Source organism: [Clostridium] symbiosum, from assembly GCA_036419695.1.
Lineage (GTDB): Bacteria > Bacillota > Clostridia > Lachnospirales > Lachnospiraceae > Otoolea > Otoolea symbiosa_A.
Genome location: CP143946.1, coordinates 818,255 through 833,783 on the forward strand (window position 1 = coordinate 818,255; position 15,529 = coordinate 833,783).

The 15,529-nt window shown below is 50.1% G+C and carries 13 protein-coding genes; all 13 read left to right on the forward strand.

Annotated elements, in window-relative coordinates; genetic code table 11:
- Positions 1-534: 534 nt before the first annotated feature.
- The 13 genes from V3C10_03775 (at position 535) to V3C10_03835 (ending at position 15,527) form a co-directional block, all read left to right on the forward strand.
- Positions 535-1,971 carry an NAD(P)/FAD-dependent oxidoreductase gene (locus tag V3C10_03775; GenBank protein WVP62957.1) on the forward strand — a complete coding sequence of 479 codons (1,437 nt, stop codon included), beginning with the start codon at positions 535-537 and terminating at the stop codon, positions 1,969-1,971.
- A gap of 12 nt (positions 1,972-1,983) precedes the next feature.
- Positions 1,984-3,249, forward strand: coding sequence for an FAD-dependent oxidoreductase (locus V3C10_03780; protein ID WVP62958.1), 1,266 nt, complete (start codon positions 1,984-1,986; stop codon positions 3,247-3,249).
- A complete protein-coding gene (locus V3C10_03785) occupies positions 3,249-3,611 on the forward strand; it encodes a DUF1667 domain-containing protein (GenBank protein WVP62959.1) in 363 nt (120 codons plus the stop codon). Before V3C10_03780 ends, V3C10_03785 begins: the two co-directional genes overlap by 1 nt.
- 49 nt (positions 3,612-3,660) lie before the next feature.
- On the forward strand, positions 3,661-4,476 hold the full coding sequence (locus V3C10_03790; protein ID WVP62960.1) for an HAD-IIA family hydrolase: 816 nt from the start codon (positions 3,661-3,663) through the stop codon (positions 4,474-4,476).
- Positions 4,477-4,568: 92 nt separating this feature from the next.
- Positions 4,569-6,260, forward strand: coding sequence for a cation:proton antiporter (locus tag V3C10_03795; GenBank protein ID WVP62961.1), 1,692 nt, complete (start codon positions 4,569-4,571; stop codon positions 6,258-6,260).
- A 316-nt stretch (positions 6,261-6,576) separates the two neighbouring features.
- Positions 6,577-7,314, forward strand: a complete 738-nt coding sequence (locus V3C10_03800; protein ID WVP62962.1) for a glycerophosphodiester phosphodiesterase — start codon at positions 6,577-6,579, stop codon at positions 7,312-7,314.
- Between the two features lie 45 nt (positions 7,315-7,359).
- Positions 7,360-8,424 (forward strand): C4-dicarboxylate TRAP transporter substrate-binding protein, encoded by a 1,065-nt coding sequence (locus V3C10_03805; GenBank protein ID WVP62963.1) that lies wholly within the window; start codon positions 7,360-7,362, stop codon positions 8,422-8,424.
- Between the two features lie 159 nt (positions 8,425-8,583).
- A complete protein-coding gene (locus V3C10_03810; protein ID WVP62964.1) occupies positions 8,584-9,084 on the forward strand; it encodes a TRAP transporter small permease in 501 nt (166 codons plus the stop codon).
- The gene (locus tag V3C10_03815) at positions 9,085-10,368 is read left to right on the forward strand and encodes a TRAP transporter large permease (protein ID WVP62965.1); all 1,284 of its coding nucleotides are present in this window, start codon (positions 9,085-9,087) and stop codon (positions 10,366-10,368) included.
- 67 nt (positions 10,369-10,435) lie between these two features.
- Complete coding sequence (locus tag V3C10_03820; protein WVP62966.1) at positions 10,436-10,561, forward strand: hypothetical protein; 126 nt, start codon at positions 10,436-10,438, stop codon at positions 10,559-10,561.
- 743 nt (positions 10,562-11,304) lie between these two features.
- Entirely contained in the window at positions 11,305-11,871 is a 567-nt protein-coding gene (locus V3C10_03825; GenBank protein WVP62967.1) for a glycerol-3-phosphate responsive antiterminator, read from the forward strand.
- A 45-nt stretch (positions 11,872-11,916) separates the two neighbouring features.
- Positions 11,917-13,413 carry a glycerol kinase GlpK gene (glpK, locus tag V3C10_03830; GenBank protein WVP62968.1) on the forward strand — a complete coding sequence of 499 codons (1,497 nt, stop codon included), beginning with the start codon at positions 11,917-11,919 and terminating at the stop codon, positions 13,411-13,413.
- 410 nt (positions 13,414-13,823) lie between these two features.
- On the forward strand, positions 13,824-15,527 hold the full coding sequence (locus V3C10_03835) for an ATPase, T2SS/T4P/T4SS family (GenBank protein WVP62969.1): 1,704 nt from the start codon (positions 13,824-13,826) through the stop codon (positions 15,525-15,527).
- The last annotated feature ends 2 nt before the right edge of the window (positions 15,528-15,529 follow it).

Below are 15,529 nucleotides of genomic sequence, written 5' to 3' on the forward strand. Positions count from 1 at the left end.
GACGCGTAGGTTTTCGCCATCCCGAACTCCGGCCTGCGGCGGCTGAACTGTTCTATTTCTTCAAGTGGGAAGGGGACTGGAGCGGCCACTACGTTTCTTCGGATACGGGAGAAATTCCGCCTGTTCTGGTTGATTTAGCATCCGCTTTGCATTTCACAAGCGGGAGCGGGTCCCCGCGGGGATTTTTTCTCCCGGATTCAACCTTGCCATATCCTTTCAACCGGGACCGAAGGCTCACCCATGCGTCTCTCCGCCCCGTCCGCCATTTTACAGAGGTGTCCTTGCGTCCTCACATCCCAACTAAATAAATATTGACATTAAATCATAAATTGGTTAAAATAAGGTTAAATAAATAAAAGCCTATGAGAGATAAGAGTAAGGTATCAAGTGTCTTTGGACGCTTTGTTTCCTTACTCTTTTTGTTTATTGGCAGTAAAAAAGTCTGTAAAACATACTTTTTGCTGCCGTTGACGGTGGACGAACCGGGTTATCCGCCCGGCGCCGTCATAACAAATGTAAAAGGAGAGAAGAAGAATGAGCAGTTGTATCTATGATGTAGTTGTAATCGGTGGCGGCGTGACAGGTTGTTCCGTTGCCAGAGAATTATCCAGGTATAATCTCCACACCTGCCTGCTGGAACGCGAGGAAGACGTTTGTTCAGGCACTTCCAAGGCCAACAGCGCCATTGTGCATGCGGGATATGACGCGGCCAACGGTTCCCTGAAGGCGAAACTGAATGTGCAGGGAAATGAAATGATGGAGCAGCTTTCAAAGGATTTACAATTCGATTTCAAACGCAATGGTTCCATGGTGCTCTGCTTTGACGAAAGTGATATGCCGTCCCTGGAAGCATTGTACGAGAGAGGCGTGAAAAACGGAGTTCCGGACCTTACGATTATCACAGGGGACGAGGCGAGAGCTAAGGAACCGAATGTGAGTGAGACGGTGGTTGCCGCCCTCTATGCTCCTACGGGCGGAATCGTATGTCCTTTCGGCCTGACCATTGCGATGGCTGAGAATGCGTATGAGAACGGCGTGGAATTCAGGATGAATACCGAGGTGGTCCGGATTGAGAAAACGGATTTCGGCTACCGGATAATCACGGCGGACGGTGAGATCGAAACAAAATATGTGGTAAATGCAGCCGGTGTTTACGCCGACGTATTCCACAACATGGTAAGTGAGAAGAAGCTTCAGATTATCCCCAGAAGAGGCGATTACTGCCTGCTTGACAAAGAGGCGGGAAATCATGTGTCCCATACCATCTTCCAGCTACCGGGCAAATACGGAAAAGGCGTCCTGGTATCCCCGACCGTTCACGGCAATCTGCTGGTAGGGCCTACGGCAATCGATCAGGATGACAAAGAGGCTACCGCTACAACGGCGGAGGGACTGGCGGAGGCCGTTTCAAAGTCGGTTTTAAGCGTTAAAAATATTCCATTCAGACAGACAATCACCTCCTTTGCTGGACTTCGCGCCCATGAGGTGAACGATGAATTTATCATTGGTGAAGCAGAGGATGCAAAGGGATTCTACGATGCGGCGGGAATCGAGTCCCCGGGACTTTCCTGTGCGCCGGCCCTTGGAAAATATCTGGCCGAAATGATTGCAGAGGCGGCTGGAGCTGAGAAAAAAGAAGATTTCAAGGCAACGAGAAAAGGATTTATCAAGGCAGCGGAGCTTCCACGGGAAGAGAGGGCAAAGCTTATCAAAGAGCATCCGGAATACGGTACCATCATCTGCCGCTGTGAGAATATCAGTGAGGGTGAGATTATCGACGCCATCAGAAGGCCGCTCGGAGCCGTATCCCTGGACGGAATCAAGAGGAGGGTGCGCGCCGGAATGGGAAGATGCCAGGCCGGATTCTGCACACCGAGGACGATGGAGATCCTTGCGAAGGAACGGGGCATATCAATGGAAGATATCTGCAAAAACAGAGCCGGTTCAGAATTGTTAAAGGGTGATAAATAGGAGGAGCTTAAGATGATGCATCATGATATTGTAATTATAGGCGGGGGTCCGGCGGGCCTCGCTGCAGCGGTTTCAGCACGTAAAGCAGGCGTTACGGATATCCTGATTCTGGAGAGGGACAATGTGCTGGGCGGTATTTTAAACCAGTGTATCCACAACGGATTTGGCCTTCATACATTCAAGGAAGAGCTGACGGGTCCTGAATATGCAGCCCGTTATATTGAAATGGTGATGGAAGAGAAGATTCCCTACAGACTGAACACCATGGTAATCGATATCAACAGTGAAAAAGAAGTGACCTATATCAATAAAGAGGAAGGCCTTACGACAATCAAGGCCGGAGCCGTCATCCTGGCAATGGGATGCCGCGAACGTCCGAGGGGAGCCCTCAACATCCCGGGTTACCGCCCGGCCGGAATTTTCTCCGCAGGTACGGCACAGAGACTGATGAACATCGAAGGTTACAGCGTCGGTAAGGAAGTTGTAATCCTGGGTTCCGGTGATATCGGACTTATCATGGCAAGACGTATGACGTTAGAAGGCGCCAAGGTAAAGGTAGTGGCAGAGCTGATGCCTTACTCCGGCGGCCTTAAGAGAAATATTGTACAGTGTCTCGACGACTACGGCATTCCGCTGAAACTGAGCCATACCGTAACAGAAATCCACGGCAAAGAGAGAGTGACGGGAATTACCATCGCCCAGGTTGACGAGAACAGAAAGCCGGTTCCGGGAACGGAAGAATTCTATTCCTGTGATACGCTTCTCCTTTCCGTAGGACTGATTCCGGAGAACGAGCTGACAAAGGGCGTAGGCGTTTCGATGAACCAGGTTACCTCCGGCCCGAATGTCAATGACCACCTTCAGACGGAGGCCGAGGGCGTATTTGCCTGCGGCAATGTCCTTCACGTACACGATCTGGTGGACTATGTTTCCGAGGAAGCAAACCTGGCGGGAAAGAACGCTGCGGACTATGTGAAAAACGGAACTGCCCCGGGCCGTGGAAAAGAAGTAAAGTTAGAAGCCGTAAACGGCGTCCGCTATACCGTTCCGCAGACGCTTGATATTCAGAATATGAATGACCAGGTGGTAGTGCGTTTCCGCGTGGCCGACGTATACAAGGATCGTTTCATATCCGTATATTACGGGGATGAGAGAGTGTCAAAGAGGAAGAAGAAAGTCCTTGCCCCGGGAGAGATGGAGCAGGTTATCCTGAAAAAAGACAGCTTTAAAAACTATCCTGATTTAGAGAAGATTGTGATTTGTACGGAGGTGGAGTAATGGAAAAGAGAGATCTGATCTGTATCGGCTGTCCTTTGGGCTGCCCTGTGACTGTTACGACAGACGGAGACAATATTACCGTAACAGGGAATACGTGCGCAAAGGGTGAGGCATACGCCAAAAAGGAAGTGACGAACCCGACCCGTATCGTTACTTCCAGTGTTGTTGTGGAAGGCGGAACTCTCACAAGAGCATCCGTAAAAACGAAAGAGGATATCCCGAAGGGGAAAATCTTCGATATCATGAAGGAAATCAGGGCGGTCAGAATGAAGGCGCCGGTTCATATGGGCGACGTTATCATTGAGGACTGTGCGGGAACCGGCGTTTCCGTCATTGCCACAAAGACAGTGGAGGCGGTTTAAACAGCAGCATACATATTGTATCATCAGGAACAGACGGGAGGAGCGGGAAATGACCGGAAACAGGGACATACTGAAGGAAATCAGGCTGTTTGTACTTGATATGGACGGCACGTTCTATCTGGGAGACAGAAGACTCGACGGGGCTTTAGAGTTTATACATGCCGTAGAAGCGGCAGGGAAGAAATTTCTGTTTTTCACAAACAACTCATCAAAGTCGCCGGAGAATTATATTCATAAATTAGAGAAGATGGATTGCCATATCACCAGAGATCAGATTGTCACATCGGGAGATGTGACAATCCGCTATCTGAAAGAATTCTATGGCGGAAAAACCGTTTATCTGATGGGTACAAAAGCGCTGGAAGAAAGTTTTGCCAAGGCAGGAATCAACCTTGTGAACGGCCGGACGGGAAGCGGGGCAGAGAAAACACCCGATGTGGTGGTGATTGGATTTGACACGGAGCTGACCTATGAGAAGCTGGAACGCGCATGCACCTATATCAGGAACGGGGCCGTGTTCCTGGCAACCCATCTGGATATCAACTGCCCGGTGGAAGGCGGTTTTATACCGGACTGCGGGGCCATGTGCGCCGCTATTGCACTTTCCACGGGAGTGCAGCCCAAATATCTCGGAAAACCGTTCGCAGAAACGGTGGATATGGTTCTTGACCATACCGGAATAGAGAAAGAGGCGGTGGCATTTGTGGGAGACCGTATCTATACGGATGTGGCTACCGGCGTTAACAACGGCGCTAAGGGATTCCTGGTCCTGACCGGGGAGACAAAGCTGGAGGATGTGGAGAAATCTTCCGTAATGCCGGATGCCATTTTTGATTCACTGGGGGAAATGATACAGTTCCTGTAATGTTCGGCAGGTAATGTATCGCGGAGCAGAAACTGTGCAGGCGTTGAATCAGTTCGGTTTTTTGCAATAGACTATAAATAGGGGGAGTTAAGATGCAGGAATTTTTAAGTCAGTTAAGTCAGGAGACGGAAGCGCTTCTTGTACTTTCTATTATACTATTTGCAGGGTTTATCATGACAAGGCTGACCAATACCTTGAACCTGCCCAAAGTAAGCGGTTACATATTGGCGGGTATACTGATCGGCCCCTGCTGCCTGAATTTTATTCCGCAGCATATGATTGATTCCATGGGTTTTGTAAGCGATCTGGCCCTGGCCTTTATCGCCTTCGGAGTCGGCAAATTCTTCAAAAAAGAAGTGCTGATGAAGACCGGTAAAAAGATTATCGTCATCACAATCAGTGAGGCCCTGACGGCCGGCGTGCTTGTGACGGTGGTATTAAAGTTTGTCTTCCGCCTGGACTGGGATTTCGCCCTGATTCTCGGCGCGATTGCGACGGCGACGGCTCCGGCCAGTACGATGATGACGATTAACCAGTATAAGGCCAAGGGTGAATTTGTCAATACGCTGCTCCAGATTGTGGCGCTGGACGACGTCGTCTGCCTTCTGGCATTCAGTGTGGTGGCGGCCATTGCCAATGGAAATGCATCGGGAGCCTTATCCATCAATGACATTTTAATCCCAATCCTGCTGAATCTGCTCGCAATTTTACTAGGGTTCTTCTGTGGCTACTTCTTAAGCCGTCTGCTGATCCCAGCCAGAAGCAGAGACAACAGGCTGATTCTGGCTATTGCCATGCTGCTCGGACTTTCGGGCATCTGTGCTGCGGCCAACATTTCTCCGCTGTTATCCTGCATGGTGTTCGGCGCGGCGTACATCAATCTGACCAGGGACAAGAAACTGTTCCGTCAGATTAATAACTTCACGCCTCCCGTCATGTCCATCTTCTTTATCGTTTCCGGTATGAATCTGGACGTAACGGCCCTGTCCACGGTGGGAGCCATCGGTGTGGCCTATTTTATCATCCGTATCGTAGGAAAATACCTGGGAACGTATTTCAGCTGTATGGTGATGGGAACCAGCAGGGAAATCCGTAAATACATGGGGCTTGCCCTGATTCCGCAGGCAGGCGTTGCGATTGGTCTGGCATTTCTCGGACAGAGGCTTCTGCCTCCGGATACGGGAAACCTGATGCTGACCATCATCCTTTCGTCCTCCGTACTCTATGAGATGGTTGGCCCGGTCAGCGCCAAGGCGTCCCTGTTCTTATCGGGAAGTATTGCCTTTAAGAAAGAGGAGAGCTGTAAGGAAGAAAAAATGGAGTTTGACGCCTCGGTCGACATCCTGGAAAAGGTGAAAGGCCTTCCGCTGGATATTGACAACTCTGAGGAGGAGCAGGACGCAGCTTCGGAGCATGATACCATGTGTGAAAAAATTGACGGAAAACTGTCAAAAACACCTGTTTCTGAGTGTGAAGAGCAGGAAGAGACCTGTGAATCTGCCGGGGATGATGAGGAAGACACAGAGGAAAATTCCTGTGATTCCGAGAACGGGGAAGACGGAGACTGCGATGACGACCAGGAAGACGGTGGCTGCCAGTCGGAAGAAGACGACTCGGAAGACGGCGATGATGCCGAAGAACACGACGATTTGGCCGATGGTATGCTGGAAGAGCTGAGGGAATATAACAAGGGCGTGGATGAACGGGATGACTATGACATAGAGAAAGAGGTTAAACCGCCGAAGCGCAAAAAGAAGAAAAAGCAGAACAAAAAGAATAAATAAATATGGTTAATTATTTGTCAATATTTACATAAATTGACAGGGATTTTAAAAAATACTGGATGATATCTACAAAAATGCTTGCTTATTTGTTGAGATAGTGTTAAGATTACACTATAAATTCGATAAATGAATACAAAGCAGAGAGTTGGAGAGCGGCGCAAACTAGAATCAGTTCACTTAGGTGAGCTGCTTTAGTCGAACCGCTTTTTTCTTTTCCCGGAAACTGAATTTTCCGGGGAGAAAGATAAGACGTCCGGTCTGCGGCATTTGTCGAAGCAGAGAAAATAAACAGGAGCGCAAGCTGCAGGAGGGTATCATGGTAAAGAATTTTGCCCACAGAGGATTCAGTGGAAATTATCCGGAAAACACAATGCTGGCTTTTGAAAAAGCTGTGCAGACAGAGGGCTGTGACGGAATCGAGATGGACGTCCATCTGACAAAGGACGGCGAGGTCGTGATTATTCACGACGAAAAGCTGGATCGTACCTGTGTAAACGGGACAGGCTATGTAAGAGACTATACATATGAAGAGCTGAAGAAATTTGATATGTCTTTCAGATTTGCAGGCCAGTGCGAACCACAGCATGTTCCCACTCTCCGGGAATATTTTGAGCTGGTAAAAGACACGCCTATTATAACCAACATTGAACTGAAGACAGGAATTTTCGAGTATCCGGGAATTGAGAAGAAGGTTTACGATCTGATTCACGAATTCGGACTGGAGAAGAAGATTATTATTTCATCGTTCAATCATTACAGTATCAGAAGAATGAAGGAAATCTGTCCGGAACTGGTATGCGGGCTTTTGACGGAGACGTGGCTGATTGACGCGGGCCGTTACACGAAGGAGACCGGAGCGGAATGCCTGCATCCGATTTTTTACAACATGACGGAAGAGATCATTGCGGAAGTAAAGAGCCAGGGCATCAGAATCAACACATGGACGGTCAACGAGGAAGAGGATATCAGGACCATGATCGCAAGAGGCGTGGATTCCGTTATCGGCAACTATCCGGACCGCGTGACGAGAGTCAGGAAAGAGATGCAGGACTAAGAGAGACTTGAGGGACAAACCCTTAAGATATAAGGAGGAAGAAAAATGAAAAAAATGAAGAAAGTACTGAGCCTCACATTAGCGGCAGCGCTTTGTGTATCCTTAGCAGGCTGCGGCTCCAAGAAACCGGCGGAGACACAGGCGCCGAAGGCGGAAGGCGGCCAGGAGGCAGCAGCTCCGGCAGACGATTACCATCTGGTATTAAAACTGAGCCATGTATTTGCACCGGAAGAGCAGCTGACAAAGACGATGGATTCCATCGCAGCAAGCATTCTTGAGAAGACAAACGGAGCGATCGAGATCCAGACTTATCCTCAGGGCCAGCTTGCAACTTACAAAGACGGCGTTGAGCAGGTAGTCCGCGGCGCAGATTTCATCTCCGTAGAGGATCCGTCCTACTTAGGCGACTATGTGCCTGATTTCAACATCCTGGCAGGACCGATGTTAGTTAATACCTACGACGAGTATGAATATCTTCTCGGAACACCGGAAGTACAGGATATGTTCAAGAGAGCAGAGGAAAAAGGAATCAAGATCCTCTCCCTTGACTACATCTTTGGTTTCAGAAGCCTTATGACCAACAAAGTCATCACAAAACCGGAAGACTTAAAGGGCATGAAGATCCGTACACCAGGCAGCCAGTTATATGTTGATACCTTAAACCACATGGGCGCAACAGCAACACCGCTTGCTTTCTCCGAGACAATCTCCGCTGTTCAGCAGGGCGTTGTGGACGGACTGGAAGGAACGATTGACGCATACGCAACAAACGGCAGTGCCGAAGTTGCCAAGAACATGGCTCTTACAAAACATCTCTTAGGCGTTTGCGGCGCGTACATCAGCGTAGACGTATGGAACAAGATTCCTGCAGAATACCAGACCATTATCCAGGATGAGTTCACAAAGGGTGCGGAGACAATGGTTAAGAACATCTCCGAAGGCGAAGAAGCGACAAAACAGAAACTGGAAACAGAGATGGGAATTTCCTTCAACGAAGTTGACAGTGCAGCATTTGCAGAAGCGGTGGCGCCTATCTATGAGAATATGAAAGACGTTACTCCGGGTCTCTACGAAAAATTCAGAGAATCAATTGCAAATATGCCAAAATAATGGAATAGCGCAGGGAGGGGCCTGGCGCCCCTCCTTTTTTGATGATTGCAGGTGAAAAGCCCGCACAGCGTGCGTTTTGCCTCCGTCATCATTTCCACACAGGAGCCCGCGTTCGGCGCGGGAGGTGACGCGCGTTCCTGAAAAGAGAGGAAGAATGGTATGAATAAAACAGTGAAGTTTCTGCTGGGACATTTTGAAGAGATATTGGCCTCCATCTTTATTACTATCACAACAAGTCTCGTCCTTGTAAACGTATTTTTACGTTATTTTATGAAAACCGGTCTTTACTGGACCGAAGAGGTGACAACAAGCTGCTTTGTATGGTGTGTTTTCCTGGGAGCGGCAGCCGGCTACAGAAGGGGAATGCACATTGGGGTTGACATTCTTGTCAATAAGTTACCGAATACAATGAGGAATATTGTAAGGATATTAGTTGATCTTGTTCTGCTGTTTACCAACGGGTATCTTTTTTATCTGAGCGTAGTGTTTGTACGCTTGTCTTATATAAAACCGACTGCGGTACTTGGGGTATCGTCCGCATGGGTCAGCTCGGCCCTGATTGTCGGTTTCGCCCTGACATCGGTTTACTCCGTGGGGCATTTAATCGACGATATCAAGCAGATTATAAAAACAGGCACATTTGGAAAGGGGGAAGCGTAGATGGCATTTTTACCGGTTCTTATCGTATTTATCCTGTACTTCTCAGGGATTCCGATCGCATATGCATTATTTGCATCTTCACTTTTCTACTTCGGTGTGCTGAATACCGGTTCACCGACCGACCTGATTTTACAAAAATTCATCACCAGCACACAGTCGTTCCCATTGCTTGCGATTCCATTCTTCGTTATGGCGGGTTCCATTATGAACTACGCGGGAATCAGCACCAAGCTGATGAGCTTTGCCGATGTGCTGACAGGCCACCTTCCGGGAGGACTTGCCCAGGTCAACGTACTGCTCAGTATGCTGATGGGCGGCGTATCCGGTTCCGCCAATGCCGATGCCGCCATGCAGTGTAAGATGCTGGTTCCGGAGATGGAGAAGAGAGGTTACAGCAAGGGATTCTCGGCCGCAATCACAGCGGCGTCCTCGGCCGTCACACCGGTTATTCCGCCGGGAATCAACCTAATTGTATATGCATTGATTGCGGGCGTTTCGGTAGGTAAGATTTTCATGGCCGGCTATATGCCGGGTATCTTCATGGCAATCTGCCTGATGATTACGGTACATATCATTTCCAAGAAAAGACATTATGCCCCGAGCCGCGAAAAGAGGGCGTCGGGCGGAGAAATCTGGCATCAGGCCATTGATTCCATCTGGGCGCTTCTGTTCCCGTTCGGTATCATCCTGGGTCTTCGTATCGGTCTGTTCACACCGTCCGAGGCCGGAGCCGTTGCCGTTTTATACTGTATTATCATCGGAACACTGGTTTACAAGAATCTGCGTCCGGCGCACATTCCGATTGTCCTCAGAGAGACAATCGAGGGAACCAGCACGGTTGTCCTGATCATTGTTGCGGCCAACGTGTTCGGCTACTATATGAGCTGGGAGCGCATTCCGCAGATGCTGACCGGCCTGCTGCTCGGCATTACGCAGAATAAATATGTGATGCTGATGATTATCAACGTTCTGCTGCTGTTCCTCGGCATGTTCCTGGAGGGAGGCGCTGCGCTGATTATCCTGGCCCCCCTGCTCGTGCCCGTAGTAAAGGGCCTGGGCGTGGACCTGGTGCACTTCGGTCTTGTCTGCATCGTCAACATTATGATTGGCGGACTGACGCCTCCGTTCGGCTCGATGATGTTCACCTGCTGTTCCATTACGGGATGTGAACTGACGACGTTTGTGAAGGAATGTATTCCGTTTATCATTGCCCTTTTGGTGGCTCTGCTGATCGTTACCTATGTTCCGATACTGACGATGTTTATTCCGAATCTGCTCTATTAAGTGGGGAATTAGTTGAGATGCGAGGACGCCGCTGTAAGACGGCGGACGGGGGAGTGGGAGGTTGTGTATGAGTCTTCAGTCCCGGTTTAGAGGTTGTGGTGAGGGGGAATCCAGGAGAAAAGATTCCTACGGGGACTCGCTTCCGCTTACGGAGCGCACAGCGGATGCTAAGACGTCAAAGAACGCCGTCTAAGCACCGGCGGGCTCCAATGTCCCCTTCGGAATCTCTTCTCCTTCCTTCCCCCGGGCAGGTTGTCGGCGGGACTGAAGACTCAGGGAAGGTGTTGCCCCGTCCGCCGGCTTCAGGGGCTGATTGTCTCTTTCGTCAAGTGCGGAGGGAGGTATTGTCGCGGCCGCTATGTAGTTGTGGTAGCGACAATACCCTCTCCCCCTTTGAAGGAATAAGAACAAATCAGCGGCCGCAGGCCGAAGTTCGGGATGGCGAAAACCTTCGCGTCTTCAGTCCCGGCCCATAACCTTCCCGTGGGGAAGAAGGGAGAAAAAGATTCCGGAGGGAACCTGAAGTTCATCGGCACTTACCGAGGTTTTTTCGAGGTTAGTACCGTTATGCACTTCGAAGAGTGCGAGCGTTTCCCGAAGGAACTTTTTCTGCCCGGATTCCCCACTCGCGACAACCTGAAAACCGGGACTGAAGACTCACAACCTCCCCCTCACCATCCCGAACCCCGACCTAACGGCGGCGTTCTCATTCCTCAACCAAACCCATAATAACCCGTCTGGTCTCTTTATTGACAAAGCCATAGCGATATGCTAGAGTGAAATTGAATATTACCAGAGGAAAGGAGCCGGTTATTGACAGTGCAGAACACTGCCGATCACAGTGCTCTTTTCTTTAAATAGTTGACGGTACACAGGGTTTCCGGGCCGGGCTTTGAGGCAGGGCTGGCAGAAGATAAAGAAGGCGGGGGAGACGGGATGCGGAATGCATTTAACGATATACTAATCGATTGTCCGGTAATTGCGGCGGTCAAGGATGATGAGGGGCTTAAGAAGTGCCTTGAATCGGAAAGTCAGATAGTGTTTATTCTCTATGGGGATCTGATCAGGATTCCCCAGATGGTGAAGATGATAAAGGATGCCGGGAAGCTGGCGATGGTACATATTGATCTGGTCGCGGGCCTTTCGGGCAAAGAAGTGGCGGTGGACTTTATAAAACAGGAGACAATGGCGGATGGAATTATTTCCACCAAGATGGCGATTGTCAAGCGTGCGAAGGAGCTGGGATTGGTCACGGTGTTCCGTTTCTTCGTCATTGATTCCATGGCGTTTGACAATATCAGGAAACAGTACCATGCCGTGCAGCCTGATGTGGTGGAGATTCTTCCGGGGCTGATGCCGAAGATCATCACGAAAGTGTCAAAACTCGTTTCATGTCCCGTCATTGCAGGCGGGCTGATTGCGGACAAAGCCGATATCATCGGGGCAATCGAAGCGGGGGCCACGGCCATCTCTTCCACCAATCAGAAGACCTGGTTTATCTGACCAATGTCCAGCCGCTCCGGAAAAAAATACGGGGAGGATTATTTTATGGCAGGCTATATAATGGCGCTGGATGCAGGGACAACCAGCAACAGATGTATTCTTTTTAACGAAAAAGGGGAGATATGCAGCTCGGCTCAGAAAGAGTTCCGGCAGTATTTTCCAAAACCGGGCTGGGTAGAGCACGATGCGAACGAAATCTGGTCTACACAGCTCGGCGTGGCGGTAGAGGCCATGTCAAAAATCGGGGCCGGGGCGTCTGACATCGCAGCCATCGGAATTACAAACCAGAGGGAGACGACGATCGTCTGGGATAAGAACACGGGAGAGCCGGTATATCACGCCATCGTATGGCAGTGCCGCAGGACCTCCGAATACTGTGATTCCCTGAAGGAAAAAGGACTGACGGAGAGTTTCCGCCAGAAGACGGGACTTGTCATCGACGCCTATTTTTCCGGAACCAAGCTCAAATGGATTCTGGACAACGTGGAGGGAACCAGGGAGAGGGCGGAGCGCGGAGAACTGCTCTTCGGCACCGTGGAGACCTGGCTGATCTGGAAACTCACACGCGGCAAAGTCCATGTGACCGATTATTCCAATGCGTCGAGAACCATGCTTTTCAATATCAGGACGCTTCAGTGGGATGATGAGATCCTGGCAGAACTGAATATTCCAAAGTGCATGCTTCCGGAGGTAAAACCGTCCAGTTTCGTTTACGGGGAGGCGGATCCCCAGTTCTTCGGCGGTCCAATCCCGATTGGGGGAGCCGCGGGAGATCAGCAGGCTGCCCTGTTCGGACAGACGTGTTTCAAACCGGGAGAGGCTAAAAATACATACGGAACGGGCTGTTTTATGCTGATGAATACCGGGGAACAGCCGGTTTATTCAAAGAACGGGCTTGTTACGACCATTGCCTGGGGAATTGACGGCAAGGTGAATTACGCCCTGGAGGGTTCCATTTTCGTGGCGGGCGCCGCGATCCAGTGGCTGCGCGACGAGATGAGGCTCATCGATTCCTCGGCCGACTCGGAGTATATGGCCGGCAAGGTGAAAGATACCAACGGCTGCTATGTGGTTCCGGCATTCACCGGTCTGGGCGCCCCTCACTGGGATCAGTATGCGCGGGGCACGATTGTAGGAATTACGCGCGGCGTCAACAAATATCATATTATCAGGGCGACGCTGGAATCCCTGGCTTACCAGACGAATGACGTCCTTCAGGCCATGAAGGCGGATTCCGGTATCGAGCTGTCCTCCCTTAAGGTGGACGGAGGCGCCAGCGCCAATAATCTGTTGATGCAGATGCAGTCCGACATCATTCAGGCTCCGGTCAGACGTCCCCGGTGCGTGGAGACAACGGCCATGGGAGCCGCCTATCTGGCGGGGCTGGCGGTAGGCTACTGGGAGAGCACGGAAGATGTCATGAGAAACTGGGCCATCGACTGCATTTTCGAACCGGGAATTGGCAAAGAGGAGCGGGAAACCAGGGTCCGCGGCTGGAATAAGGCGGTAAAATGTGCCTATCACTGGGCAAAGGAAGAGTGACATTCCAAAATAAAGTTGATATAGAAATGACTGAGACAGGGCGGCCGGATCCATTGGCCGCCCTGTCCGTATCCGAAGGACAAACCCGATCTTTGTAAGGAACTCACAACAATGGAAAATTCTGACAAAAAAATGAATATTTATGACGATTTGTTTACGATTTAACGGGCTTAACGGTGGACTTTTTAACTGAAATATGGTATTTTATATACAACAGATCAAATATGATCAGGCAGTGAAAAATGGAACAATACAGGTCTAAAACTTATTGGCATAGGCGCCTGACGTGATACCGGACTTTACTTGCATAACAAGTAAAGTTTTTTTATTCTATTGGAATGTTTTTTGGACTGCCCTGTCGAATAAAAAACTCTCCAATGGGAGGGCAGCATCACTGCAGGACGGAGGAAATGAACGTGGCTACAAATAAAAGAATTCGCCTTGGAGATTTATTAGTTCAAAAAGGTCTTATTACAGAGGATCAACTGATGCGGGCGCTGAAGGAACAGCGGCTTCGCGGGACGAAACTGGGCGAGACGCTGATCAGTATGGGATTTGTCTCGGAGCTTGCCATGGTAAAGATACTCTGTGATCAGCTTCACATTGAATATGTGGAGCTGCGTAACATGAAACTGGATGAGTCCGCAGTCTATACAATCAACGAGACGATAGCGAAGAAATACAATCTGATACCCATCGGTTTTGACAAAGACAACCCCAATATGCTTCGCGTCGCCATGTCGGATCCCATGGATTTTATGGCGATCGACGACATTGCCATTATTACCAACTTTAAAGTGATTCCCGTTCTCAGTACCAGCAGCCAGATCGCATTTCAGATTGACCGGTATTTTGGCCGTCAGTCCGTCATCGCGGTCGCGGATCAGTATAAGAAGGAGCAGGGAAGGGACGAAACAGTCCGGGATGCGGCCAAAGGAGAGGCATCCCTGACCGACACATCCCCGATTGTAGTGATGGTGCGTTCCATCATTGAGCAGGCCGTGCGCCAGAGAGCCAGTGATATCCACTTTGAGCCGATGAGGGAAGGAATCAGGATCCGTTTCAGAATCGACGGAAACCTGGTGGAGGCCATGAGCTACGATCTTTCGATTTATACGGCCATCATTGCCAGGCTCAAGATCATATCTGGCATGGATATTTCAGAGAAGAGAAAACCACAGGACGGCAGAACCACGCTGGAGATTGACCACGTGGAGTACGATGTCCGCGTGTCCTCGCTCCCCACTGTTTACGGTGAGAAGATTGTAATGCGTCTTACCAACAAGGAGAACCTGACTAGGGATAAAAAGCAGCTTGGCTTAAACGACGAGGATATGAGGCGTTTTGACCAGATGCTGGCGCATCCGCACGGGATTATCCTTGTAACAGGGCCTACGGGAAGCGGTAAATCCACAACCCTGTATACGGCTCTCAGCGAGCTGAACAATGAGACCGTGAACATTGTCACGGTAGAAGACCCGGTCGAGGCCAACATCGACGGCGTCAACCAGATACAGGTAAACCCGAAGGCGGATATGACATTTGCGTCGGCGCTCCGCTCCATCCTCCGTCAGGATCCTGATATCATCATGATAGGAGAAATACGAGATCCCGAGACTGCGGAAATCGCGGTGCAGGCATCCATTACCGGCCATCTTGTGGCCAGTACTTTACATACCAACAGTACATCGGCCAGTATCGCCAGACTGTTGAATATGGGAATTGAACCGTACCTGATTGCGGACGCCCTGGTGGGTGTTGTGGCACAGCGTCTTGTGAGAAAACTCTGCCGTTGCAAGAGAGGCAGGGAAGCAACTCCGGAAGAGAAGGAGAAACTGGGAGTGGACATAGATGAACCGCTGACGGTTTACGATCCGGTGGGATGCCAGCTTTGCAGCCAGACCGGATATTTCGGCAGAACCGCCGTCTATGAGATGATGCCTGTCACACCGGAACTGAGGTGGGCGATCACCAAGATGCAGCCGTCGTCGAAGATAAAAGAGATTGCACAGCAGGAAGGAATGGTTACTCTGAGAGGAAGCGCGGTGCGCCTTGTAAAAGAGGGCGTCACCTCGATCGACGAGATGAAGAAGATTGCCAGCGAGGAGGACTAACC

What these genes read in the sequence shown, in the direction of transcription:
- V3C10_03775 (WVP62957.1), top strand. Translation starts at nt 535, where the DNA reads ATGAGCAGTTGTATCTATGATGTAGTTGTAATCGGTGGCGGCGTGACA.
- V3C10_03780 (WVP62958.1), top strand. Translation starts at nt 1,984, where the DNA reads ATGATGCATCATGATATTGTAATTATAGGCGGGGGTCCGGCGGGCCTC.
- V3C10_03785 (WVP62959.1), top strand. Translation starts at nt 3,249, where the DNA reads ATGGAAAAGAGAGATCTGATCTGTATCGGCTGTCCTTTGGGCTGCCCT.
- V3C10_03790 (WVP62960.1), top strand. Translation starts at nt 3,661, where the DNA reads ATGACCGGAAACAGGGACATACTGAAGGAAATCAGGCTGTTTGTACTT.
- V3C10_03795 (WVP62961.1), top strand. Translation starts at nt 4,569, where the DNA reads ATGCAGGAATTTTTAAGTCAGTTAAGTCAGGAGACGGAAGCGCTTCTT.
- V3C10_03800 (WVP62962.1), top strand. Translation starts at nt 6,577, where the DNA reads ATGGTAAAGAATTTTGCCCACAGAGGATTCAGTGGAAATTATCCGGAA.
- V3C10_03805 (WVP62963.1), top strand. Translation starts at nt 7,360, where the DNA reads ATGAAAAAAATGAAGAAAGTACTGAGCCTCACATTAGCGGCAGCGCTT.
- V3C10_03810 (WVP62964.1), top strand. Translation starts at nt 8,584, where the DNA reads ATGAATAAAACAGTGAAGTTTCTGCTGGGACATTTTGAAGAGATATTG.
- V3C10_03815 (WVP62965.1), top strand. Translation starts at nt 9,085, where the DNA reads ATGGCATTTTTACCGGTTCTTATCGTATTTATCCTGTACTTCTCAGGG.
- V3C10_03820 (WVP62966.1), top strand. Translation starts at nt 10,436, where the DNA reads ATGAGTCTTCAGTCCCGGTTTAGAGGTTGTGGTGAGGGGGAATCCAGG.
- V3C10_03825 (WVP62967.1), top strand. Translation starts at nt 11,305, where the DNA reads ATGCGGAATGCATTTAACGATATACTAATCGATTGTCCGGTAATTGCG.
- glpK (WVP62968.1), top strand. Translation starts at nt 11,917, where the DNA reads ATGGCAGGCTATATAATGGCGCTGGATGCAGGGACAACCAGCAACAGA.
- V3C10_03835 (WVP62969.1), top strand. Translation starts at nt 13,824, where the DNA reads ATGAACGTGGCTACAAATAAAAGAATTCGCCTTGGAGATTTATTAGTT.